The 24,404-nt window shown below is 60.9% G+C and carries 19 protein-coding genes; 12 read left to right on the forward strand and 7 right to left on the reverse strand.

Going from position 1 to position 24,404, the window contains the following annotated elements; genetic code table 11:
• The first annotated feature begins 146 nt into the window (after nucleotides 1-146).
• The 6 genes from ACQZ40_RS07970 (at nucleotide 147) to ligD (ending at nucleotide 8,514) form a co-directional block, all read left to right on the forward strand.
• Nucleotides 147-1,250, forward strand: coding sequence for a hypothetical protein (locus ACQZ40_RS07970; protein ID WP_448747751.1), 1,104 nt, complete (start codon nucleotides 147-149; stop codon nucleotides 1,248-1,250).
• Nucleotides 1,251-1,439: 189 nt separating this feature from the next.
• The gene (locus ACQZ40_RS07975; RefSeq protein ID WP_338808851.1) at nucleotides 1,440-3,779 is read left to right on the forward strand and encodes a bifunctional diguanylate cyclase/phosphodiesterase; all 2,340 of its coding nucleotides are present in this window, start codon (nucleotides 1,440-1,442) and stop codon (nucleotides 3,777-3,779) included.
• Nucleotides 3,780-3,963: 184 nt separating this feature from the next.
• Nucleotides 3,964-4,857 carry an SDR family oxidoreductase gene (locus ACQZ40_RS07980; protein WP_448747723.1) on the forward strand — a complete coding sequence of 298 codons (894 nt, stop codon included), beginning with the start codon at nucleotides 3,964-3,966 and terminating at the stop codon, nucleotides 4,855-4,857.
• A gap of 43 nt (nucleotides 4,858-4,900) precedes the next feature.
• Nucleotides 4,901-5,188: a hypothetical protein gene (locus ACQZ40_RS07985; RefSeq protein ID WP_220317839.1), complete on the forward strand. Its 288-nt coding sequence runs from the start codon at nucleotides 4,901-4,903 to the stop codon at nucleotides 5,186-5,188.
• Nucleotides 5,185-6,018 (forward strand): non-homologous end joining protein Ku, encoded by an 834-nt coding sequence (ku, locus tag ACQZ40_RS07990; RefSeq protein ID WP_448747724.1) that lies wholly within the window; start codon nucleotides 5,185-5,187, stop codon nucleotides 6,016-6,018. Before ACQZ40_RS07985 ends, ku (ACQZ40_RS07990) begins: the two co-directional genes overlap by 4 nt.
• 3 nt (nucleotides 6,019-6,021) lie before the next feature.
• Nucleotides 6,022-8,514 (forward strand): DNA ligase D, encoded by a 2,493-nt coding sequence (gene ligD / locus ACQZ40_RS07995; protein WP_448747725.1) that lies wholly within the window; start codon nucleotides 6,022-6,024, stop codon nucleotides 8,512-8,514.
• Between the two features lie 12 nt (nucleotides 8,515-8,526).
• On the opposite strand, the gene ku (ACQZ40_RS08000) is transcribed toward ligD, so the two are convergent.
• The 3 genes from ku (ACQZ40_RS08000) to ACQZ40_RS08010 form a co-directional block, all read right to left on the reverse strand.
• Nucleotides 8,527-9,318 (reverse strand): non-homologous end joining protein Ku, encoded by a 792-nt coding sequence (ku, locus tag ACQZ40_RS08000; RefSeq protein ID WP_448747726.1) that lies wholly within the window; start codon nucleotides 9,316-9,318, stop codon nucleotides 8,527-8,529.
• Nucleotides 9,319-9,407: 89 nt separating this feature from the next.
• Nucleotides 9,408-10,412, reverse strand: coding sequence for an inorganic phosphate transporter (locus ACQZ40_RS08005; RefSeq protein WP_003521775.1), 1,005 nt, complete (start codon nucleotides 10,410-10,412; stop codon nucleotides 9,408-9,410).
• Complete coding sequence (locus tag ACQZ40_RS08010; RefSeq protein WP_080858014.1) at nucleotides 10,412-11,056, reverse strand: DUF47 domain-containing protein; 645 nt, start codon at nucleotides 11,054-11,056, stop codon at nucleotides 10,412-10,414. The genes ACQZ40_RS08005 and ACQZ40_RS08010 overlap by 1 nt, the downstream gene beginning before the upstream one ends.
• Before the next feature lie 113 nt (nucleotides 11,057-11,169).
• Here ACQZ40_RS08010 and ACQZ40_RS08015 point away from each other — a divergent pair, with 113 nt between their 5' ends.
• Nucleotides 11,170-11,712 (forward strand): NUDIX hydrolase, encoded by a 543-nt coding sequence (locus ACQZ40_RS08015; protein ID WP_059758602.1) that lies wholly within the window; start codon nucleotides 11,170-11,172, stop codon nucleotides 11,710-11,712.
• A 304-nt stretch (nucleotides 11,713-12,016) separates the two neighbouring features.
• On the opposite strand, the gene ACQZ40_RS08020 is transcribed toward ACQZ40_RS08015, so the two are convergent.
• Together ACQZ40_RS08020 and ACQZ40_RS08025 are read right to left on the reverse strand one after the other, a co-directional pair.
• Nucleotides 12,017-15,163: an efflux RND transporter permease subunit gene (locus ACQZ40_RS08020; protein WP_448747727.1), complete on the reverse strand. Its 3,147-nt coding sequence runs from the start codon at nucleotides 15,161-15,163 to the stop codon at nucleotides 12,017-12,019.
• A gap of 1 nt (nucleotide 15,164) precedes the next feature.
• The gene (locus ACQZ40_RS08025; RefSeq protein WP_448747728.1) at nucleotides 15,165-16,325 is read right to left on the reverse strand and encodes an efflux RND transporter periplasmic adaptor subunit; all 1,161 of its coding nucleotides are present in this window, start codon (nucleotides 16,323-16,325) and stop codon (nucleotides 15,165-15,167) included.
• A gap of 277 nt (nucleotides 16,326-16,602) precedes the next feature.
• Here ACQZ40_RS08025 and ACQZ40_RS08030 point away from each other — a divergent pair, with 277 nt between their 5' ends.
• The 3 genes from ACQZ40_RS08030 (at nucleotide 16,603) to ACQZ40_RS08040 (ending at nucleotide 19,595) form a co-directional block, all read left to right on the forward strand.
• Entirely contained in the window at nucleotides 16,603-17,277 is a 675-nt protein-coding gene (locus tag ACQZ40_RS08030; RefSeq protein WP_125146890.1) for a response regulator transcription factor, read from the forward strand.
• Nucleotides 17,274-18,608: a sensor histidine kinase gene (locus ACQZ40_RS08035; RefSeq protein WP_448747729.1), complete on the forward strand. Its 1,335-nt coding sequence runs from the start codon at nucleotides 17,274-17,276 to the stop codon at nucleotides 18,606-18,608. The genes ACQZ40_RS08030 and ACQZ40_RS08035 overlap by 4 nt, the downstream gene beginning before the upstream one ends.
• A gap of 108 nt (nucleotides 18,609-18,716) precedes the next feature.
• Nucleotides 18,717-19,595 carry a DUF3313 domain-containing protein gene (locus ACQZ40_RS08040; RefSeq protein WP_020809308.1) on the forward strand — a complete coding sequence of 293 codons (879 nt, stop codon included), beginning with the start codon at nucleotides 18,717-18,719 and terminating at the stop codon, nucleotides 19,593-19,595.
• A gap of 62 nt (nucleotides 19,596-19,657) precedes the next feature.
• Here ACQZ40_RS08040 and ACQZ40_RS08045 read toward each other — a convergent pair whose 3' ends face one another.
• Nucleotides 19,658-20,566: a hydrogen peroxide-inducible genes activator gene (locus tag ACQZ40_RS08045; protein WP_142781440.1), complete on the reverse strand. Its 909-nt coding sequence runs from the start codon at nucleotides 20,564-20,566 to the stop codon at nucleotides 19,658-19,660.
• Nucleotides 20,567-20,776: 210 nt separating this feature from the next.
• Here ACQZ40_RS08045 and katG point away from each other — a divergent pair, with 210 nt between their 5' ends.
• Nucleotides 20,777-22,948: a catalase/peroxidase HPI gene (gene katG, locus ACQZ40_RS08050; RefSeq protein WP_448747730.1), complete on the forward strand. Its 2,172-nt coding sequence runs from the start codon at nucleotides 20,777-20,779 to the stop codon at nucleotides 22,946-22,948.
• Nucleotides 22,949-23,056: 108 nt separating this feature from the next.
• On the opposite strand, the gene ACQZ40_RS08055 is transcribed toward katG, so the two are convergent.
• Nucleotides 23,057-23,233: a hypothetical protein gene (locus ACQZ40_RS08055; RefSeq protein ID WP_003521762.1), complete on the reverse strand. Its 177-nt coding sequence runs from the start codon at nucleotides 23,231-23,233 to the stop codon at nucleotides 23,057-23,059.
• Between the two features lie 217 nt (nucleotides 23,234-23,450).
• Between ACQZ40_RS08055 and ACQZ40_RS08060 the strand changes: the two genes are divergently transcribed.
• Nucleotides 23,451-24,344, forward strand: a complete 894-nt coding sequence (locus tag ACQZ40_RS08060) for a helix-turn-helix domain-containing protein (RefSeq protein ID WP_003521761.1) — start codon at nucleotides 23,451-23,453, stop codon at nucleotides 24,342-24,344.
• The last annotated feature ends 60 nt before the right edge of the window (nucleotides 24,345-24,404 follow it).

The following is a 24,404-nucleotide window of genomic DNA, read 5'->3' on the forward strand; positions in this document are numbered from 1 at the left end:
AGCAGGTGGCTGTCGCACGCCATCCAGTAATTTCAGGGGGTTTTCTCAAGGACTTCATCGGTTTAGACCGACCGATGACTATTCCTTCCATCGGGCGAGAGTCGTGAACTCCGCTCACCCACCTCCCGAAGAATGCGTTGATGACCATGAACCTTGCACAGATAAAACTTCCGTCTCGGCCGCTGAGCCTCAAACGTGGCGTCATTTCAGTGCCGGCAGCCTATTATTTTTCCGTTCCGGTGCTTCTGGTCATCACGGCCGTCATGCTCGTCGCCGAAGGTCCGGGCATATTGCGCGACTATCAGATCAGCAAAGATCCGCTGGAGATTGAAAACGGCGATATCAGCGGTAGCTGCAAGACGCGCAAGGCGATCTTCACGACCTGTGAGGCGGACCTTTCCTATGACCATGCGGGCGTGAGCTACAAGAAGGATGTCGAGGTCATGTTCGTCGATTTCCATTCCGGCGATTATGAAACCGGACTGGTCATCTCCGCGAAGAACCCGGAGCTCGCAACGATTTCGCTGGGCCTCGACATGCTCTGGAACCGCATCATCACACTTGGGGTGTTCGTTGCCCTGCTCGGCTTCGGCAGTTTGGCGATGCTGTTCACGCTTATCCGGGTCCTGCGGGTTCGCCTGGAGCTGCGCAAGCCCGCACCGTTGACCCTCATTCCGGTGGCGCTGACGGCGGTTGCCGAAAAACGCAGCCGTCTCTTTGTCACCTATGCCGATACGGTCAGAGAAGACAAGACCAAGCGGCAGTCCTTCACCCATCTGGAGAGGGGGCGAATCCCGGTCGTCGTTGGCCATAACGGAAAACACGATGTTGCGCTGGCAGTCTGGCACGGCAAGACCGCGCTGCCGGTTCTGCTCGACGACCGGCTGGAGCGGATCGAGCTATCGGAGCAGGAAAGGGCGGAGGCTCTCGCATCGCTTGCCCCGATGCTTGCGAACCAGACACCGGAGGGCGCCTCGGCTCCGGGTGCGACGAGTGCGAAAGGGCCGAGCCTCCTGCGCAGACTGGGGACTTTCGTTGCCATCGTGGCCGTCATCGTCGTCGCGGTTATCGGTTACTGGCTGTGGTACGTCACCAGCGCCCCGTCGCAGTTCAACTCGCCCGGCATGGACCTCAACAACATGATGCCCGCAGCAATTAACGAGTGGGGATGCGCCCGTCTGCAGGAGCGTTTCGCCGATGGCCCGGCGCCTTTCGGATGCACCGCAGCCGATTATCGAAGCTGGAAATAAACGGCTTTTCCTATAGTCCCGGCCGGGCCGCGCGCGAAAAAGCTTACGGGCTGCCGCGTGCGGCCCGTTCCTTTCTGTACGTTGCAGGACAGATCGTTCCATTTATCAATAGTTGCATTAGAGATTTATAAATAAACCACTCCCATAGTGCCACCGTGAGCGGTTCTTCAGAGGCTGGGAGAGTGCGTCATGTTCACGGTTCTGGAATGCGTTGTCGTACAACACGACCGGGCGGTCGTGCTTCTTGCGGCTGTTATCTGCCTACTTGGCATGTTTGCTTTTTTTCATCTTTTATTGCGTGCGGAGGAAAGTCCGGCTGGCCGCAAGCCCTATTGGGTGCTGGTTGCCGCCTTTGCCGGAGGGCTCAGCGTCTGGGCCACGCATTTCGTCGCCATGCTCGCCTATAAGGGCGCGGTCCCGATCGGTTATGATTTCGCCTTCACGGCGTTTTCGGCGGTTCTTGCAGTTTTCGGTTTCTGGCTGGCGCTCACCAGCCGTTCGCAGGCCGCTTACAGCCCTGCGATTGCCGGCACGCTGGTCACGCTGTCGGTTGCTGTCATGCATTTCGTCGGCATGGCGGGAATGGATGTCGCCGCCACGATCAGCTATCGGTGGGGGCCGGTGCTGGGTGGTTTTGCGGTTGCCTGGGCGTTTTTTCTGCTGGCCTTTTTCCTTTTTCGCCGCCTCGGCTCCTGGCAGCGCATCGCCGCGCCGGCTGGATCGGCGATTTTCGCGATCTGCGCGCTGCATTTCACGGCCATGTCGGCCACGGTGCTTTCGCCGGATCCTTCCGTATCCGGGCCTGATCCCGACAATGTCGCCCGGCTGATCATGATCTGCGCCATTTCCGGCGTCACGTTCCTGATCCTGTCCACCACTGCTGCGGCTGCTCTTGTGGATCGTTACCTTGTCGATCTCAAGGGTCTTGTGGATGCGACGCTCGATGGTCTCGCCGTCGTTCGCGATGGGCGGATCGTGGAGCTTAACACCCGTTTTGCCGGCCTTCTGGGCCGGGAAGAAGCGTCGCTGGTCGGACAAAACCCCGACGATCTCTTCAAGGCCATCGACGGACAACCCGCCTATCTGCCGCGCCATGCACCGGTGGAGGCGGTGCACGAGCGCGCCGGGCAGGCGCAGATATTCGAACTCGGCGTACGAACGATCGAATATCGCGGCCGCCCCTGCGAGGTGATGGCCATTCGCGACCTGACGGAAAAGCGCGAAGCGCAGCGGGAAATCGAATATCTCGCCCGCCACGACGTCCTGACGGGCCTTTCCAACCGCACCATGTTTCAAACCCGTCTTCACCAGCAGATCGAGCATTGCGACGAGGAGGACGAATTCGCGCTGCTGGCGCTCGACCTCGACCGGTTCAAGGCGGTCAACGACATATTCGGCCATGCCGAGGGGGATCGCGTTCTGAAAAAGGTCGCCGCCATTCTCGATGAATGCGCAAGGGCAGGGGATGTTGTCGCCCGTCTCGGCGGCGATGAATTCGTCATCCTGACTACCCGGCATACAAGGGCGGAAGAGGCGCGCCTGCTCGCCGAGACGATCCTTGGCATGTTTGCGCTGAAGATGAATGTTGCCAACGATCCGACCTCCGTTGGCGTCAGCATAGGCATCGCCGTCTTCCCGCGGGACGGGAAGGACGATGAAAGCATCATGCACGCCGCCGATCTGGCGCTCTACCGCGCCAAGATGGGCGGGCGTGGCATATTGGCTTTCTACGATCCGGTGATGGATCAGGAGGCGCGCGAACGTCGCCAGCTCGAAACGGATCTGCGGCTTGCCATCAATCGCAACGAGTTGCTGTTGAATTATCAGCCGGTGCTGTCAGTCGAATGCGGCCAGGTCGTGGGTTACGAGGCGCTGGTGCGCTGGCAGCACCCGACACGGGGCGTGGTGCCGCCGGATGTTTTTATTCCGATTGCCGAAGAGAGCGGTATCATCATCTCGCTCGGCGAATGGGTGCTGCGCGAGGCCTGCCGTCAGGCGGCCGGCTGGGCACCGCACCTGAAGATCGCGGTGAACGTTTCGCCATTGCAGTTTTCGCTGGCCAATCTCGGTCATGTCGTCTGCACCGTGCTGATGCAGACCGGACTTTCGCCCAACCGGCTGGAACTGGAAATCACCGAAGCCGCGCTTCTGAAGGACCGAAGGGCGACATTGATCATCCTCAACCAGTTGAAGGCGCTCGGCGTCGCCATCGTCATGGACGATTTCGGCACCGGTTATTCCTCGCTCAGCAACCTGCAGAGCTTCCCCTTCGACAAGATCAAGATCGACCGCAGCTTCATCGCCGCCATGAGCGACGATGACAATGCCCGCGCCATCGTGCGCGCGGTGATCGGCCTCGGCCGCAGCCTCGATCTGCCGGTGACGGCGGAGGGAATTGAAACGGATGCGCAATACCGCATGGTGGTCGACGAGGGCTGCGCGCAGGCGCAGGGTTATCTCTTCGGCAAACCGGATGTCGCGCCCGCTGAGGTCGTCAGCGCCACCACACGGAAGAAACATTCCGTTTGATAAGAGATGCGGCGGCACAATGGTGTCGTCGCCCTCCTTTCCCATCTCCGATGGAACGAGAGCCAAGGCAGATCGTTAGGTTAGCGTGTGGCGCGTCCATGCCGCTGTCAGCCCGACCGGGCGATATGCCTGCTGGGTCAGCGAATGCGCCACGGATGGACATCTATCTATGGGAGAGACCGCGATGACAGACCGCCTCGAGCCACAGGACCCGCGCAGCCAGTATCCGCGCCCGCCTTTTTCGACCCCAACCCAGGAAATGCCAGGTCTGGTGAAGAATATGACGCCTTTCCCGGACCATGGTGAAAAGACCTATCGCGGCACCGGCAAGCTAGGAGGGCGCAAGGCGTTGATAACCGGCGGCGATTCAGGCATTGGCCGTGCGGTCGCCATCGCTTTTGCAAGGGAAGGCGCGGATGTGGCGATCTCCTATCTTCCGGAAGAAGAATCCGACGCGGAGGAAGTCGTGGCACTCATTGAGGCGGAAGGCCGCGTGGCGGTCGCGCTGCCCGGCGATATTACCGACGAGGCCTGGTGCCGCGAACTGGTCGAGAAAGCGGCCGGTGATCTCGATGGGCTGGATATTCTGGTCATCAACGCGGCAAGGCAGCAATATCGCGACGATATAGAGGAACTGTCGACCGACGATTTCGACCGCACCATGAAGACCAATCTTTATGCCCTGCACTGGATTGCGCAGGCGGCGGTTCCTCACCTCAAGCCGGGGTCATCGGTAATTACCACGGCGTCGATACAGGCCTATGAGCCCTCCGCCATCCTGCTGGACTACGCCACCACCAAAGCCGGTATCGTCGCTTATACGAAAGCGCTTGCAAAGCAGCTTATCGAAAAGGGTGTGCGCGCCAATTCCGTCGCTCCCGGCCCGTTCTGGACGGTTCTTCAGCCGAGCGGCGGCCAGCCGGACGAGAAGGTGAAGAATTTCGGCAAGGACAGCGATTTCGGCCGCCCGGGACAGCCGGTGGAACTGGCGCCCGTCTATGTGCTGCTGGCATCGCAGGATGCGAGCTTCATCAATGGCGAGGTTTATGGCGTGACCGGCGGCAGGGGCATTGCCTGAGGCGATGTCCGCCAATGCCGGATGGGCCTTTGAGGATTTCGAGATGAAACGGCAGGCAGAACGTGCAGACAGAAGTTTGAAGAGCTTCGATGTTCGCGACCGGCTGATACTGGCGCTTTATGCGCAGTTGAAAGCGGAGCGTCAGACCCGTGAGGCCATGGAATGGGTTATCCGCAATGGCGGGCTGTCGCCGGAGGTGCTGGAAGCCATGGCGTCCGACCCGGTGCCGGTTCTGGCGGAGGGGGATGTGCCCGCTATCGAGCGCATTCTGGCCAAGGACCGACGCGGAGACATGTCCTCCCGCAGCGATGACGAGGGACGACGGACATGAACCGGAGAGCGAGCTGGAGAGGCCATCTGGCGTTTGCCGATTTCAACTGCGAAGTCGGCCTTTATTCCGCACTGACCTCGGCGGAGAAAATCTCCTTCAATATCGTCAACCGCAAGACCGGCCACCGCGTCGAGCGGCAATATGTCGACAGCGACACCGGCGAGGCGGTTCTTCGCGAAGATCAGGTCAAGGGATACGAACTCGACAATGGCGACCATATCGTCATCGAGGGAGACGAGATTGCGAAGCTGATGCCGGAAAGCGACAAGGTCATCCGCATCAGGCACTTCCTGCCCTGTGACGAGATCGACAAGCTTTATTTCGACAAGTCCTATTATCTCGCGCCGAGCGGGGAGGACGGCGAAGAGGCGCTGACGCTTCTTGCCAGGGCAATGGACGACGAGAATGTCGCAGCTCTCGGAGAAGCGGTGCTTTTCCGCCGCAACCGTGTCCTGCTGATCCGTCCGAGCGGTAAGGCTCTCGTCGCTACGACGCTGAATTTCAGCTACGAGGTCCGTTCGCAGACATCCGTCTTCAAGTCGATCCCCGATATCGAGTTCGATGAAGAAATGCTGGAGCTGGCCGGTCACATCATCGAAAAGCGTGCGGGCACATTTGACCCGGCAGACTATAGCGATCGGTATAATGATGCACTCGCAGAACTCGTGAAAGCCAAGATCGAAGGCCGGGAAATCGCCAAGCCGCCGCCGCGCAAGGAAGACAATATCATTGATCTCAAGGAGGCCCTGCGTCGCAGCGCCGGGGCCGAAGCGGGCAGCAGAAAAAGGGCGACGGCAGGGGGCCGGAAGGCCCCGCGGAAAGCGAGCTGATCCATGGGATTGCAGACCTATAACGCCAAGCGCAGTTTCGACAAGACGCCGGAGCCCAAAGGGACGACGGCCGAACAGCAGGGCTCCAGCTTCGTGATACAGAAACACGATGCCCGCCGTCTGCATTATGATTTTCGGCTGGAAATGGACGGTGTGCTGAAAAGCTGGGCGGTGACGCGCGGCCCGAGCCTCGATCCCGAGGACAAGCGCCTTGCCGTGCATGTCGAGGACCATCCGCTCAGCTATGGCGATTTCGAGGGCGTCATCCCGAAAGGACAATATGGCGGCGGCACCGTGATCGTCTGGGATCGCGGCACCTGGCAGCCGATCGGCGACGCCCGGAAAGGTTATCGCAAAGGCCATCTGGAATTCGAACTGGACGGCGAAAAGCTCAAAGGCCGATGGCATCTGGTACGCATGCACGGAAAGCCCGGAGAAAGCCGGGAGAACTGGCTGCTTATCAAGGGCGATGACGAGGAGGCGAGGCATAAGGGCGGCGCGGATATTCTCGAAGAACGGCCGGAATCCGTAAAGACCGGGCGCAGTGTCGCGGAAGTTGCAGCCAAACCGAAGGATACATGGAACTCCAAAACGGTATCGAAAAAGACCGTGGCTTCCGCCTCCGGCAGGAAACAGGCGCATGCGCTGCCTAAAGGCGCACGCAAACTGGCCATGCCATCTTTCGTGCCGCCGGCGCTCGCCACGCTCAAGCCGAAACCGCCCAACGGAGATCGCTGGCTGCATGAAATCAAATTCGACGGCTATCGTCTGCAGGCGCGCGTCGATCGGGGCAAGATTCAATTGCTGACCCGCAGCGGGCTGGACTGGACGGAGAAATTCGGCCGGGCCGTGACAGGAGCGCTCAGGGCGCTGCCGGTGGAAACGGTGTTAATCGATGGCGAAATCGTCGTCGAACGGGATAACGGCGCCTCCGATTTCTCCGCCTTGCAGCAGGATCTGAGCGACGGGCGCAGCGACCGCTTCGTATTCTATGCCTTCGACCTTCTTTACCTCGATGGCAGCGATCTGCGCGGTGCTGCATTGAGCGAGCGAAAGGCGTTGCTCGAAAAGCTGCTGCCGGCGGGTGACCCTCATCTCCGTTACAGCCAGCATTTCGAGGAAAGCGGCGCGCTTGTTCTGGACCATGCCTGTCGGCTCAGCCTCGAGGGTGTCATTTCCAAAGTCAGGAACAGCAAATATGTTTCGGGCCGCAAGGGCGAATGGGTAAAATCCAAATGCTCGATGCGACAGGAATTCGTCATCGGCGGTTATACCGTCTCCTCGACATCGGACCATGCCATCGGATCGCTGGCGCTTGGCGCTTATGAAAATGGCAAGCTGCGCCATGTCGGACGTGTCGGGACAGGTTATACGGGCGAAGTGGCGGAGATGCTGCTTGGCCGGCTGAAGCCGCTTGAGCGCAAAGAAAGCCCGTTCGGCGACAAACTTACCGCGCTTGCCCGCCGCGATCTTCACTTCGTCAAGCCGGAACTGGTGGCGGAAGTGGAGTTTCGTGCATGGTCTGGAGATGGCAATCTGCGTCACGCCTCCTTCCGGGGGTTGCGCGAAGACAAGCCCGCAGCAGAAATCGAACGCGAGGAGAAGGCCGTGTCCGATACCCAGGCGCCGCAATCGAAGATCAAGTTCACCCATCCGGACCGGCTTTATTGGCCGGGGGACGGCGTGACGAAGGAGGGGCTTGCCGATTATTATGCGCAGGTCTGGCGGCACATGGCGCCCTTTGTCGTTAACCGGCCGCTGGCATTGTTGCGCTGCCCGGAAGACATAGAGGGGCAGCGATTTTTTCAGAAACACGCCTGGCGCGGCATCAACAAGGCCGTCGAGCAAATCAAGGATCCCAAGGACAAGGGCGGAGAACCGCTGATCCGCATCACCGATTTCGATGGCTTGATGGCGCTCGTGCAATCCGCCGCGCTCGAAATCCACCCATGGGGCGCGACCACCGCCAATTGGGAAAAGCCGGACATGATCACCATGGATATCGACCCCGGCGAGGATGTGGCGTGGGAAGAGGTGATCGAAGCGGCGCTGGAGCTGAAGCGGCGTTTCGAAGAAGCCGGGCTTGCCGCTTTCGTCAAGACCTCCGGCGGCAAGGGCCTGCATGTTGTCGCACCCTTGAAGCCACAGGCGGGCTGGGCCCCGGTAAAAGCCTTCGCCAAGGCCATGGCGGCGGATATGTCGAAGGCCGAGCCGAAGAAATATCTCTCCGTCGCCACCAAGGCGAAACGGCAGGGCCGCATTTTCATCGACTATCTGCGCAATGGCAGGGGCAATACGGCGGTTGCTGCCTATTCGACACGTGCCCGGCCGGGAGCCGCCATTTCAGCACCGCTCGAATGGTCGGAACTCACCGCCAAGATCGGCCCGGCCCATTTCACCGTCAACAATATCGGCGCGCGTCTTTCCGCGCTGAAAAAAGACCCGTGGGATGGATTTTTTGCTGCTGCCGAGCCGCTTCCAAAAAAGGCCCGCTGAAGGCATCGAGCCTCAGCTTCTCTTTTCGGAAGCAAGGCTTTTCTTCAGGGCGTCCATGATGTTGATGACATTGCCCCCGGCGCGGGCCTTCGTGCCGGTTTTCTTTTTCGAGGAGGAGACCTCGTCGCCCTTGGTCTTCAGCAGGGACTTGATCTTCTTCTGAATGGGGTCCTGCACCAAAGCCGGTTTCCAACCCGTCACCTGTTTGCCGATGCGTTTTTCCATGGCGTCGAGCAATGGCCGGCCGATTTTCATCTTCGGCTCCAGCGCGTCGATGCTTTCGCGCACCTCTTCGCCATAATGCAGCGTCCACAGGATGATGCCTTTCCCCGACGGTTCGAGGAGCACAGCCCTTTCACGACGGTAGATCACCAGACGCGCGATGCCGAAAACATCGTTCACCTTCATGGCTTCGCGAATGACGCTGAAGGCTTCGGTGCCGATCTTGTCTTCCGGGCGCAGAAAATGCGGACGGTCGTACCAGATCCAGTCGATCGATCCTTTTGGCACGAAGGTCTTGATATCGATCGTGCGGGTGCTTTCCAGCGCTACCGCATCGATCTCGTCATCCTCCAGAATAATGTAATCGTCCTCGGCGCGGGGAAAACCTTTTACCTGGTTTTTGGCGGCGACCGGTCGGTGGGTGATGCTGTCGATATAACGGCTTTCGACGCGATTGCCGGTTTTGCGATTGAGGATGTGGAAGGTGTATTTGTTGCCTTCCGTCGTCGCGGGCGTCAGCGAGACGGAGGCCGTCACCAGCGACAGCTTGAGATAACCCTTCCAGAAAACCTGTCGTGCCATGTCCGCGATCCGCATTGGTCCCCCGGAACAACAGCCACGGGGTGGCTTTTGTTCCGGGAGGAGCGGCAAATCGGGGCAGGGATGGAGCGTCACCCGAACAGCGACGTCAGCCCGTAAACCGCGGCGGAGATCAGCGCAGCCGCCGGCATGGTCACGATCCAGGCGATGACGATGTTGCCGGCAAGGCCCCAGCGCACCGCCGAGACGCGGCGGGCAGCGCCGACGCCGACGATGGCGCCGGTGATCGTGTGGGTGGTCGAGACCGGAATGCCGAGCCATGTCGCACCGAACAGCGTCAACGCACCGCCGGTTTCGGCGCAGAAACCCTGCATCGGGTTCAGCCTGGTGATTTTCGATCCCATCGTATGGACGATGCGCCAGCCGCCGAACAGCGTGCCGAGCGCCATGGCCGACTGGCAGGAAATCACCACCCAGAAGGGCACGTAGAAGCTCTCGCCTAGATGTCCCTGGCTGAAGAGAAGCACGGCAATGATGCCCATGGTTTTCTGCGCATCGTTGCCGCCGTGTCCCAGCGAATAAAGCGAGGCGGAGATGAACTGCATCACTCGGAAGGTGCGGTCCACGGCAAAGGGCGTCTGCCGCACGAACAGCCAGGAGACGGTGAGCACCAGAAGCAGGGCGAGGAAGAAGCCGATGGCCGGCGACATGAAGATGGCGCCCACGGTTTTCAGCAGGCCCGACCAGACGATGGAATTGAAACCCACCTTCGCAAATCCCGCACCGACGAGCCCGCCGATCAACGCGTGCGACGAGCTGGAGGGAATGCCGAAAATCCAGGTGACGATGTTCCAGACGATGGCGCCGATCAGCGCCGCGAAGATCACCTGCGGCGATACGATGGCCGGATCGATGATGCCGGTGCCGAGCGTTTCGGCCACATGCAGGCCGAAGAACAGGAAGGCGATGAAGTTGAAGAAGGCCGCCCAGGCGACCGCATATTGCGGGCGCAGCACACGGGTGGAGACGATGGTGGCGATGGAATTGGCGGCATCGTGCAGACCATTCAGAAAATCGAAGAACAGCGCGATGGCGATAAGGCCGATTAGCAGCGGCAGGGCAAGTGCGACATCCATCAGACGTTCTCGATAACGATGCCGCTGATCTCGTTGGCCACATCCTCGAAGCGGTCGACGACCTTTTCGAGTTCGCCGTAGATCTCGCTGCCGATCATATAGGCCATGGCATTGCCGCTTGCGCCGTGGCGGCGGAAGAGGTCCTTGAGACCCAGATCGTGAAGTTCGTCGGAGCGGCCTTCAACGCGGGTCACCTCTTCGGAAATGGATGACAGGCGATGCGCATTCGTGCCGACCTTGTTGAGAAGCGGAATGGCTTCCGCGATGAGGCCGGCTGCGCGCACGATCTCATGCCCCATTTCCTTCATCAGCGGATCGAATTCCGTTTGCTCGAAAAGACGGATGGTCTTGACGGTCTTGTGCATCATGTCGATGGCGTCATCCATCGACTGGATGAGATCCTTGATGTCGCCGCGGTCGAAGGGGGTGATGAAGCTGCGCCTGACGGCGAGCAGCACCTCGCGGGTGATGTCGTCCGCCTGGTGTTCAAGGGCGACGATGAGGTCGCAGTTCTTCTCGACGTCGATGCCGCTCAAAAGTTGGTCAAGGGCCTCGGCCGCTTTGATGACGGTTTCGGAATGTTTGCTGAACATGTCGAAGAAACGGTCCTCGCGCGGCATCAGCTTGCGAAAAATACTCATCATGCGAATTGGCCCTCAATGGCGCTTTATTAGTTGTGGGGGGTGATTGTCATAAAACTGTCATAAATGCACGCGGGGCATTGATGCAACCCGGAAAATCAGCACTATCAACGGATATGAAACCCACCAAGAAAAGCCGGAAAACCCGCCCGGCTCGTGCACTGACGTTGCTCCAGCAGCTTGCTGCAGTTCCGGAAAAGCTCTTCACCGGCGCTTTCCGGCAGCAATATGCCGCGCTTTGCTTCCGTTATGCCGGCAATGGCGAGGATGTTGAAATCCTCCTCGTCACGTCTCGTACCAGCGGACGCTGGATCATTCCGCGCGGCTGGCCGATGAAACGCAAGAAGCCGCACGAGGCGGCGGCAATCGAGGCGTGGGAGGAGGCGGGCGTGCGGGGCCGGGTGAAAAAGAATGCGGTTGGCCGCTATACCTATCTCAAGATGCTCGACAATGGCGATGTCGTACCCTGCATGGTCGATGTATTCCAGATAGAGGTGACGGAGGCGGAAACCAGTTTCAAGGAACGCGGTGAACGCCTGCTGGAATGGGTGCGCCCGGATGAGGCGGCAAGGCGCGTTCGCGATATCGAACTGAAGTCGCTTCTTGTCGATTTTCGTCCGAAGGGCAAAAAGAAGCGTCAGGGCAGCGAGAGGCCCTGAATGCGAGGCCGACGGATGGACCTGGAGTATTTCCCGTAAACCCTTGCCACAGTACACGACAGAAAGGTAATCTGATACGGCAATCGCGGTGTTTGCGGTGACGCGCGATGTTTCCCACCTCCGTCATTCCGGCCTTGAGCCGGAATCCAGCCAGCCCAAGTCCTTGGGCTGAAGGGAGTTTCTCGCCGCGTAGACACGCGTCGGCTGGATTCCGGCTCAAGGCCGGAATGACGGAGGTGGGCGTGCAACGGCACAGGAAACCGTTGCGTCGTGTGCTGTGGAACCCTTCGTCACGGGAAATGCTCTAGGCCGAGGCCGCCGGTCGGTGCTGCATGGCCGTTTCCGCCGCCTCGTCCGGCGCTTTCGGCAACAGGCGGGCAAAACGCCTGACGATGCTGTCTATATAGGACAGGATGGTCGGCACCACGATCAGGGTCAGCAGCGTGGAACTGATGAGACCGCCAACCACCGCATGGGCCATCGGCGCACGCTGCGCGCCACCGCCGCCGACGGCCAGACCGAGCGGGATCATGCCGAAGATCATCGCAAGCGTCGTCATGATGATCGGGCGGAAGCGGATGACGCCAGCATTTTCCAGCGCCTCGTTCAGCGAAAGCCCACGCCGCCGCTCGCGATTGGCGAAATCGACCAGAAGGATGCCGTTCTTGGTCACGAGGCCCATAAGCATGATGAAGCCGATCAGCGAGAACATGTTGATCGTGCTGCCGGCCACCATCAGCCCGATGAGGACGCCGACAAGCGAAAGCGGCAGGGACGCCATGATGGCGAGCGGTTGCATGAAACTGCCGAATTGCGAGGCGAGCACGATGTAGATGAAGATGACGGCCATGGTAAGCGCCGTGGCCATGTGGCCGATGGTCTCCTGCATGGTTTCGGCGTCACCGCCGAAGCGGATGCGATAGCCGTTCGGCAGGTCAAGACCGGCGGTCAGGCCCTGCAACGTCTCCGTCACCTCGCCAAGCGTGCGGCCGGCGATATTGGCCGAAACCAGTATCTCGCGGCGATTGTCGATACGGCGGATTTCGGCGGGGGCCGGCATGACGCCGATATCGGCGACTTGGTCGAGACGCACCATCAGCGGCGCGCCGTTCGCGGCCGTGCGGCCGGTTGCGATCATCAATTCACCGAGACCTGCCGCGTCGGACCGCCGCTCGACGGGCAGGCGGATGACGATATCGTAGCTGTTGCCGTCCGCATCCGTCCATTTCGACACATCCTCGCCGCCGATGAGGGGGGAAAGCGCTGCGGCAAGATCGGAGCGGGCAATGCCGAGATCGCTCGCCGCCGCGGGCTTCAGACGGACCGAAAGAATGGAGGTCACATCTTTGGCGCTGGAGGTCACATCCACGAGGCCGGGGATTTTCTTCATGTCTTCGACCAGACCGGTGGCGATTTTTTCGAGGACCGCCCGATCGTCGCCGAGGATGCTGAGCTGCACCGGGCTTTCGCCGCCGCCAAGGCCATTCTGCAGGATCGTGACCTCTATGCCCGGTATGGCTGACAGGCGTTTGCGAACCGGTTCGGCAAGGGAGAGTGGAGTCCGGCTCTGCATGTCGAGCGGCACCAGCCCCACCATTATGGCGGCCCGATGCTTGCCGGCGGCGCCGCCGGTATTGACGGTGGAATAGAGCGTCTCGACTTCCGGAAATTCCTTCAGCGCCTTTTCGACCTGCCGCACCTTCGTTGTCGTATAGTCCAGCGAGGAGCCGACCGGCGCGGTAATATTGACCTGAAAGCGGCCCTCATCGGCATTCGGAACGAATTCCGTGCCGACCAGCGGCACCATGAACAGGCTGCCGATAAAGATGCCCGACGTGACTAGCAGGGTGACGAGCCGATGCCGCAGGGTCCAGCCGATGGCCCGGCGATATTGCCCGGCCATCCATTCGAAGCAGCGGTCGAAACGGGCGATCAGGCGGCCCACCGGCCCGCGCTTCGCATCGGGCCGGGCGTCCGGATCGTACCAGACGCTGGACAGCATCGGGTCGAGCGTGAAGGCGACTAAGAGCGAGATCAGGACGGCGGCGGAAACGGTGACGCCGAATTCGTAGAAAAACCGGCCGACAATGCCGTCCATGAAGGCGACCGGCAGGAAGACTGCCACGATTGTCGCCGTTGTTGCGATTACTGCAAGCCCGATTTCATTGGTGCCGTCGAGGGCCGCACGCAGATGCGATTTACCCATGTGAAGATGGCGGGTGATGTTCTCGCGCACCACGATGGCGTCATCCACCAGAATGCCGATGGAAAGCGTCAGCGCCAGCAGGCTGAGCGTATTGAGCGTGAAGCCGAGGAAATGGATCACCGCGAGCGTGCCGATGATTGCGATTGGCAACGTCAACCCGGTGATGACCGTGCTGCGCCAGGAGTTTAGAAACAGGAAGACGATGGCGACGGCGAGCGCCGCACCTTCGATCAGCGTCGTCTGTACCTGATTGACGGATTCGCGGATGGGTATCGACGCATCCGTGACGATGCGCAATTGCACGTTCTGCGAGGCAAGCTCGGCATTGAGCGCATCGAGGCGCTTCCTCACATCCGTCGCGACCTGAACCGTATTGGCGTCCTGAACCTTGACGATGTCGATCGCCAGTGCCGTCTGGCCATTATAGAGGGCGCGGTTTTCGGCATCGGCCGCTCCTTCGGAAAGCGTGGCGACATCGCGAAGCGCAATGGCCGCGCCGCCGCGCCTTGCCACGACCATATCCAGCAGCGCCTGCGGCTCCTCGATACGCCCCTGCACCTGGATCGTGCGTTCGGAGATGGGATCGACGACGCTTCCGGCCGGGCTGTTGCTGTTGCCGGTGCGCAGCGCATTCACCAACTCGTTGATGCCGATCCCGAGGGCGCGCATGCGCGTCTCGTTGATCGTTACATCGATCTGCCGTTTGCGGGCGCCGACCAGCGTTGCCTGGCCGACGCCGGCAACGGTCGTCAACTGCCGCACCACCTTCTGGTCGGCAAGGCTGGTGAGGGCGGGCACATCGAGCGATGCCGAACTGATCGCCACCGACAGAACCGGCTCGGCGGCGGGGTCGAACCTCGATATGACGGGCTTTTTGGCGTCTTCCGGAAAATTCGCCTCGATGGCGGCGATCTTGTCACGCACCTCCTGCGCGGCGGCTGAACTGCGCACCTCGAGCTTGAATTTCGCGACGACGACGGAGCGCCCCTCATAGGAGGTGGAGGTGACCTCATCGAGACCACCAATGGCGTTCAGCGCGTCCTCGACCGGGCGTGTCACCTCGGTTTCCACCGTCTCCGGTGTCGCGCCCGGATAAGAGGTGACGACCACCACCACGGGAACGTCGACATTGGGATATTGGTCCAGGCCAAGCCGTTGCAGGGAGAAAGCGCCCATGACCAGAAGCGCCACCATCATCATCGTGGCGAAAACGGGATGGGTAACGGATATGCGGGTCAAGAACATGTCAGCCTGCCTTGTCGACGGTGACGGCCATATCGGGCCGCAATTGCGGAAGCGGCGCGGTCAGGATGGTCTCGCCATCCTTCAGCCCGGCGGCAATCTCGATCAGGTTGCCGCCGTTCCAGCGCGCTCCCACCGTGACCGTCTGGCGACGAAGATGGCCGTCCTGCACCTTGAGCACATGGTAACCGGCCTCATCCTTGCGCAGCGCGATCGCGGGAACGACGAGCGCATCGTTTTTCTCGCGCAGCAGGATCGATCCGCTGGCGAACATTCCGCCCCACAGCCGGCCGTCACGATTGGCAAGCCGCAGATAGACCGCGACGAAGCGGGTGCCGTCTTCGGCAACCGGGCTGATGCGGTCGACCGTGGCTTTGACGATCTGGCCGCCAAGGCCGTCAATCTCCAGTTCCGCCGTCTGGCCGAGGGCGACGCGCGGAACATCGCGCGTCGCGACAAGAACCTTCGCCTCCAGCACGCTGGTATCGACCAGCGTGAGAAGCTCGCCATCCGCACCGACACGCGATCCCGCCTCGGCAAGCCGCCGGGTGACGGTGCCGCCGAAGGGCGCGCGGATTTCGGCATTGCGAAGGGCGAGGCGAGCAATATCCGCCTGCGCCGAAAGGCTCTGGAGCCTTGCCGTCTTCACCGCCACATCGCTTTTCGCCTTGTCGAGCTGTTCTGCCGAAGCGATGTTTTTCAGGGCAAGCTGTTCGGTTCTCGTCAGGGCCTGCATTGCCAGCATCAGCTCGGCCTCGGCCGCATCCCGGTCGCTCTGCCGCAGCAAAAGCGTCGATTGCAGCTCGTCGGTTTCGAAACGCACGAGCAGCTCGCCCGCCTGCACCGCGTCTCCGTCGCGGACATTCATCTCGACGATCTTGCCGGCTTCACGGGCGCGGATCACCACACGGGTGATGGGCTGAAGTTCGCCGCTGATGCCAAGCCGCTCCACCATCGGGCGCGTGCCGATCTTCGCCGTTTCAGTCGCCGTCAGTTCGAACGGAGTGCCTGCCGGGCTCATCGCGGCAGTCTCGACGAGCCCGTTCACGATGCCTTTGACACGCTCATTCGCATCGACACTGCCGCGCGCCGGATCGAGAGCGGTGACAACGAGAACGCAACCTGCAAGCGCGATCCCCGCCTTGATGGTTCTCTTCACCCACATGCTGAAATCCTTTCCATACCGGTACCGCCGCTCGGGCGGTCGCATTGCCTCTCTTGAGGCGTATGGCATCTGGATAGGCACCCATAATTGCAGCAGCATTACCCTTGCGAACGCAGCTGCTTAGACAGCAGGGTCTGATGTTCCATTGCCCTGTTTTTACGCCTTTTTCGGAGGGGAAACGGACATGCACGGGGTTGGAAATGCTCAGGTGTCTTCTTTGCCGCAATACTGCCGCAACCTTTCTGGCAGACAAGGGAATGCGAAGGGACGGTGACGCATGAGACTTCTGTTGATCGAAGACGAAAAGGCAATGGCGGATGCGCTGACGGCGACGCTCGGCAGGCAGGGCATCGTCATCGACCATACGATGTGGCTCGGCGATGCGATGGAGCTGACGCGCCAGCACGTCTATGACGCCATCCTGCTTGATCGCCGCCTGCCGGACGGGGAGGGACTTGCCTTCATTCCGCAGCTGCGCCATGCCGGCATTGACACGCCGATCATACTGTTGACGGCATTGAACGAACCGGAAGACCGCATAGCCGGACTGGATGGCGGCGCCGACGACTATCTCGGCAAGCCGTTTCTCGTCGGTGAGCTGCTGGCGCGGGTGCGTGCGGTTCTGAGACGGCCGGCAAACCTTGCGCCGGCCGAAATCACAGCCGGCCGCATCGTTATCGATCCGCTCCATCTCAGCGTCACGATCAATTCCGCTCCCTTCGATCTGCCAAGGCGCGAGCTTGCGATTCTCGTTGCGCTGGCGAAACGCAAGGGCAAATCCGTGCTGCGTTCCACGCTTGAGGCGGCCGTCTACAATTACGAGGAAGAGATCCAGTCCAATGCGCTCGACGCGCATATATCGCGGCTGCGAAAACGCCTGTTCGATGCCTCCGCAGGCGTTGGCGTCCATAATATTCGCGGCATCGGTTATCTGTTGAAGGAAGAGGCATGAAAGCGCAGGGCACCTCCAACTCGTCCTTGTGGTGGAAACTGAGCTGGCAGCTCAGCGTCGTCGTCTCCGCCATGATTGCCGTGGTCATCATCGGCCTCTGCTTTTACGGCATGACGATGCTTTCGCCCAATATTGCGCTCTGGGACGATCTGTCGGCAACACTCGATAAGTCGCTTTCGCTCGATCCACAAAAAGGATTGGTCGTTACCAATGGCCCGGCATTGCAGGCCCTGAAGGCGGAGAACTCAACGCTCTGGTTCGTGGCTTCCACGCTGGACGGGCGGGTGGCGAGCTATGGCGCCGTGCCTGCCGTTTATGAGGAATTGTCGCCGTATCTGCATTTGCTGACGGATGCCGATATTCGCGGCGGAAAGGGCGTCTCCGAGGTCGCCCTGGTTGAAAGCATGGAGACGAAGTGGGGTTCCGTAAGGGTAATGTTCGGCGGAACCACGCATATGAGGGGGCAGTTTTTGGCGCTCCTTGCCGGAACCTACAAGATTTACGTTCCCCTCCTGGCTGTCATCTTGCCCGCCGTGTTCTTCTCGGTTCCCCGCATCGTGCGCGAGGCGCTTGCCGGCCTTAATTCCGTCGTCAAAAAGGCTCCCGAGATCGATCCGCGCCGGCCGGGCTCGAAGCTTCCGGTCGAGGATGTGCCGCGGGAGGTGGTGCCCCTGATCCTTGCCTTCAACGGCATCCTCGAACGGCTTGAAGAGCAGTTTCGGGCGCGGCAGCGTTTTCTCATCGATGCGGCACATGAGCTGAGAACGCCGATTGCGATCATGCAGACCCGAATAGAGGGCCTGCCGGGGCCGCAGCAGCAACGCCTGATGGAGGATGTCGCGCGGCTTGGGGAAACCACGGAACAGCTTCTCGCCTTCGAAAGAAACGATCAGGTGAACGACCGGCGCGAAACGCTGGACCTCGTCGAGACGGCGCGCACTGTCGTTGCCGATCTCGCGCCGCTCGCGCTTGCGGCGGGGTACGATATCTCCTTCGAAACGCAGGTCGCGCGATATGAAATACTGGGCAACCCGTTCACGCTGCCGCGCGCCATCAGCAACATCGTGCGCAACGCCATCGACCATGGCGGGAACAGGGGGATGATCCACGTCTCGATTCTCGCCAGTGGCGAGATCGCGGTTTCCGATGAGGGACAGGGGATAGCCGAAGATCAGCGGGAGCGGATTTTCGAGCCCTTTTATCGCGTTACGCCGCGCAGTACCGGGGCAGGCCTTGGCCTCAGCCTCGTCAAGCAGATCGTCGCCAACCATAACGGGCGAATCTTTCTGGACAGCAGCGCCTTCGGGAGCACCTTCCGGTTGCGTTTCTGATCCTGCGTTGCGCGCGCTTTCAGGGGCGGGCAATTGTAATGTTGCCGCAATTTTCGCTGTCGTACCGTGTGGGGCACAGGATCAACCATGCCAACTGGAGTACGTGCAGTGAAACAACAGTGCAGTCTGTTTGCCAGGGCTTCCGGCGACAGGGCCTCCCGCGGTCGCGGCGTCGCCTTCGCCACCTTGCCCTTTGCCATCATCATGTCCGGCTGCACGTCCGTGCCGCTCAAGGAAGGCGGTACGCTGACCTCCTATGCGCAACTCAGCCCGGTCAAGGGCAAGTTCACCAAATCGCGCACCTTCGTGGACGCTAACGGACTGGCCGGGGTCAAGACCGTCGCCATCGTGCCGACCACCTTCTCCTTTGCGGCCTCTTCACGGGTCACATCGGAAAAGGACCGTGTCCTTGTTTCGAATGCGCTGGATCGTGCCATCTGCGTGGCGCTCAGCGATAAATACCGGATTGCCGCGCTGGGCCAGCCGGCGGACATGACGGTGCGCACGGTCATCACCGATCTGGTGCCGACCGACAAGACCATGGCCGGGGTATCGACAGCCGTGACGCTCGGCAGCGGCTTCGTCCTGCCGGTCAGCGTGCCGCGTCTTCCATTCGGGCTTGGCGGCCTCGCCGTCGAGGCGGAGGCGGTGGACAGCACCGGCGTCCAGCGCGCCGCAGCCGTCTGGTCCAAGGGCGCGAATTCCATCACGGGCAACGCCCGCGTCTCGGAAATCGGAGATGCCTACGAGCTTGCCGCCGATTTCTCCAATTACTTCTCGCGCATTCTGGTGACAGGCAAGGTTTCGGACGGGCTGAACCTCTCTATCCCCTCCGGCCATCGAATCCGGTCCGCCCTGGGTGGAAAACCGAAATATGTCGAATGCGATGCCTATGGCCGCTCGCGCGGCCTGCAGGGCATGGTGGCCGACAAGTTCGGTGCGCCACCCGAATGGACCGACAGATCCGCAAAGGCCGCGTCGCGATAGGGCAGCCGCTATCCTTGCAGATCGCGCGCGTTATGGCGCGCGCGACAGTCCGAGCCGAGGACCTATGCCGCATGACCGAGTTTCTGAAGGCCGCATTCGCGGACGATTTCGGCGATATGGCTGAACTGCGCCGAGAGCGGATTGCTCTTGCGCCACACGATGCCGATGGTGCGCGACGGGCGCGGTTCCGCCAGCCGGAACACCGAGACGGTGGATTGCCGTGTCTCCATATCGACGGCCATCTGCGGAATGAGCGTGACGCCGATGCCGGCGCCGACCATCTGCACGAGGGTGGAGAGCGAGGAGCCTTCCATCAGCACGCGGGGCGGTGCATTGGTCGTGCTGCAGAAGGAAAGCGCCTGGTTGCGGAAACAATGGCCTTCTTCCAGCAGCAGCAGGCGCATTTCGCCCAGCTTGTCGGCGCTCGGCACCGGCATGCCCGCATCCTCCATCGGCCGCACCAGAATGAATTCCTCCGAAAACAGCGGAACCTCTTCCAGCGCCGGCTCCGAGACGGGCAGGGCGACGATCGCCATGTCCAGCCGGGCTTCCAGAAGGTCCTCGATGAGTTTCTGCGTCACCGCCTCGCGTGGGCGGGCCTCCAGTCCGGGATAATGCCGCGTGAGTGTCTTGATAATCTGTGGTAAAAGATAGGGTGCGACGGTGGGAATGACGCCGATGCGAAGGCGGCCGCTGAGCGGCCCATGCCGCGCCCGCGCCAGATCCTGCAACTCATCCACCGAACGCAATATCGAGCGGGTGCGTTCGGCGAATTCCTCGCCAAGCGCGGTCAGCCGAATCTGGCGGCTGCTCCGTTCGACGAGTGGCGCGCCGATCAGTTCCTCCAGCTCCCGGATCTGCAGCGACAACGCCGGCTGGGAAATGGCGCATGCCTCCGCCGCCCGACCGAAATGGCCGATCTTGGCCAGAGCGTCGAAATAACGGAGATGTTTCATGGAGAGCGCAATCATAAGCTCAGCATATCGCAGCCTTTAGAATATACAATTGGAAATTATGGAACCCGGCTGTTAGTCATCTTCATGACAGAAAGAAGCTGTAGCTGTGAGAGGTTACCAGCGTCGCTGCAAGGTTTTCCCATGACCTGCCGCTGGCTCTGGCTCCCACGCTGCACATGTCGAATTGATTATTTCGTTTAATTGCTAAACCCATCGGAGGGCGAAATGGACGCAACTTCAAAACCGGCTGGCAAGTGTCCTGTCATGCATGGAGGCAACACGGCCTCGGGTAAATCGGTGACCGAATGGTGGCCGAACGCGCTGAACCTCGACATCCTGCATCAGCACGACACCAAGACCAATCCGCTCGGCACCTCCTTCAACTATCGCGAAGCCCTGAAGACGCTCGATGTCGAGGCGTTGAAGGCCGATCTGCGTGCGCTGATGACCGACAGCCAGGACTGGTGGCCGGCCGACTGGGGCAGCTATGTGGGCATGATGGCGCGCGTTACCTGGCATGCGGCGGGTTCTTACCGTGTGACTGACGGCCGCGGCGGCGCCAACACCGGCAACCAGCGTTTTGCGCCGCTCAATTCCTGGCCGGACAATGTCAACACCGACAAGGGCCGCCGCCTGCTGTGGCCGATCAAGAAGAAATACGGCAACAAGATTTCCTGGGCAGACCTTATCGCGCTCGCCGGCACCATCGCCTATGACGTCGCCGGTCTGAAGACCTTCGGCTTCGCTTTCGGCCGCGAAGATATCTGGGCTCCGGAAAAGGACACCTATTGGGGTGACGAAAAGGAATGGCTGGCGCCGAGCGACGGCCGTTACGGCGACGTGACCAAGCCCGCGACGCTGGAAAACCCGCTTGCCGCCGTGCAGATGGGCCTCATCTACGTCAACCCGGAAGGCGTCAACGGCAAGTCCGATCCGCTGGCGACGGCGGCGCAGATGCGCGAAACCTTTGCCCGCATGGGCATGGATGACGAGGAGACTGTGGCGCTGACCGCCGGCGGCCACACCATCGGCAAGTCGCATGGCAATGGCAGCGCCGCCAATCTCAGCCCCGATCCGGAAGCCGCAGGCCCGGAATATCAGGGTCTTGGCTGGATCAACACCAAAGGCCGCGGCATCGGTCGCGACACCGTGGTATCCGGCATCGAAGGCGCATGGACGAGCGAGCCGACCAAGTGGGACAACGGCTTCTTCAAAATGCTGTTCAAGCATGAGTGGACTTTGACCCACAGCCCCGCCGGTGCATCGCAATGGGCGCCGATCACCATCGCCGAGGAAGACAAGCCTGTCGACGTCGAGGATGCCTCGATCCGCACCATCCCGATGATGACCGATGCCGACATGGCCCTGAAGGTCGACCCGATCTACCGCGAGATTTCGCTGAAATTCAAGGACGATCAGGATCATTTCTCCGAGGTCTTCGCCCGTGCATGGTTCAAGTTGACGCACCGCGACATGGGTCCGAAGTCCCGTTACATCGGCCCGGACGTTCCGGCTGAAGACCTGATCTGGCAGGATCCCATCCCCGCAGGCTCCACCAGCTACGATGTCGCTGCCGTCAAGGCGAAGATCGCGGCTTCTGGCCTTTCCGTTGCCGATCTGGTCTCGACCGCCTGGGACAGCGCCCGCACCTTCCGCGGTTCGGACAAGCGCGGCGGCGCCAATGGCGCACGCATCCGCCTCGCACCGCAGAAGGACTGGGAAGGCAATGAGCCCGCCCGTCTTTCCCGCGTGCTCTCGGTTCTGGAACCGATTGCCCGTGAAACCGGCGCGAGCATCGCGGATGTGATCGTTCTGGCCGGCAATTACGGTGTGGAACAGGCGGCGAAAGCGGCCGGCTTCGACATTGCCGTGCCTTTCGCGGCAGGCCGTGGCGATGCTTCCGCCGAACAGACGGATGCCGACAGCTTTGCGCCGCTGGAACCGCTGGCGGATGGTTTCCGCAACTGGGTCAAGAAGGACTATGTCGTCAGCCCCGAAGAACTGCTGCTCGACCGCGCCCAGCTTCTCGGCCTGACCGCGCCGGAACTGACAGTGCTCATCGGCGGCCTGCGCGTCATCGGCGCCAATTACGCCGGTACGGCGCATGGCGTGTTTACCGACAAGCCCGGCGCGCTGACGACGGACTTCTTCACGACGCTGACGGACATGGCCTATTCCTGGGTTCCGACCGGCAACAATCTCTATGAGATTCGTGACCGCAAGACCGGGGCAGCCAAGTACACGGCGACCCGCGTGGACCTCGTCATCGGCTCGAACTCCATCCTGCGCGCCTATGCGGAAGTTTACGCGCAGGATGACAGCAGGGAGAAATTCGTGCGTGATTTCGTCGCCGCCTGGACGAAGGTGATGAACGCCGACCGTTTCGACCTTCTGTAAGCAAAGGCCGACTGTTTAATGATAATGCACCTCCCTGAGCGATCGGGGAGGTGTTTTTTCTATCTGTAGCTTGGCGAGGACGCATCGGCGACCGCTCGATCCGCGATGCTATCGCCGGTCAGAAGCCGCAACCGGTTTGCCCGATGAAGATTTTTCCGCCTTTGCCGAGGGAGCTTTGCCGCTCTTTTCGTTTTCATGCGCATCCGGCCCGGCCACGATAACGCCGCGGCCCTTCTCTTCGCGTTTCTTGTCCGCGAAGTTGCCCGGTTCCTTTTTGCTGTCCATTGATAATCTCCCGTGTTGCGTTGCTGTCAGGAGTTCAACGGGCGTTTCGCTCAGAGGTTCCAGAGCCGTCGCGTCAGCGAATGTTTCTCTTTATAACGATCTTTGCTATTAACATGAATTGATAAGTCATGTTATTGGGGCTGAGCGCGATGACTGGCGCGGTGCGCGCGTCTTTCCATACGCTCACCCCAGACCCGACAACCGGACGGTACCCGCATTGAGTTTCTGGCATTCCATGACCTGGCACACGGAAGGGATCAGCGTCACTGCGCCGGTGAAATGGCGCCAGTTCGACGGGCTGGTCAGTGCTTTCTGGGAAGCGGAAAGCCAGATGGGAGCCAAGGGTTATTATCTGGCCGCCGATCCGCGCATCATGATCTTTTTCAACGATGTCTCCTCGCGCATCAGCATGTCCAACCGCAATGGCGAATTTACCAACCATTCGCGGCCAATGACACGGGCGGTTTATGTGCCGGCCGGCGTACCGATGTGGACGAGCAGCAGCGCCACCCATCGGTTCTCGCATCTCAACCTGCATATTCACAAGGATCGCCTGTTGCGTTTCCTGTCGCCCTCGGTCGGCAGTTCTGCGGCGATGACGGCGCTGCGCCGTCCGGTCGAGATACAGGACATCGGCTCGGTGGAAACCCTTGCCGGCCTGCTTGTCGATGAGCTGGCTGAACCCTCGAAACATGCGGTCTATGCGGAAAGCCTCGTGGGCAGCATCGTTGCCGGCTTGCTGGATATTCCCGGCCCTTCGCCGGAGCAGGCCAATGGCAGGCTGACGCAGGCGCAGTTGAACAAGCTTCTTGCCCAGGTCGAAAAGCGCGGCGACGACCGCATGACGGTTGCCGAAATGGCCGATATTGTCGGGCTTTCGGAAAGCTGGTTCGCCACCGTATTTCGCCAGACCACCGGCAAGACGCCGCTGCAATGGCAATTGGAGCGGCGCATCAATGCCGCCCAGAAACTTCTGCTGGAAGGCGATCTGACGGTGGCCGATATCGCCGCCCAGCTCGGCTTTTCCGATCAGGCCCATCTGACCAAGGCTTTCCGCCAGTCCGTGGGCAACACACCAGCCGCCTGGCGACGGCTGCACCGGCTGCTTTGAGGCTGGGTGAGGTCGATGCGCAGTGTTTTGGTGAGGCCGCAAACCTCACCTTTCCTCATC

Source organism: Agrobacterium sp. 16-172Ci (genome assembly GCF_053522725.1).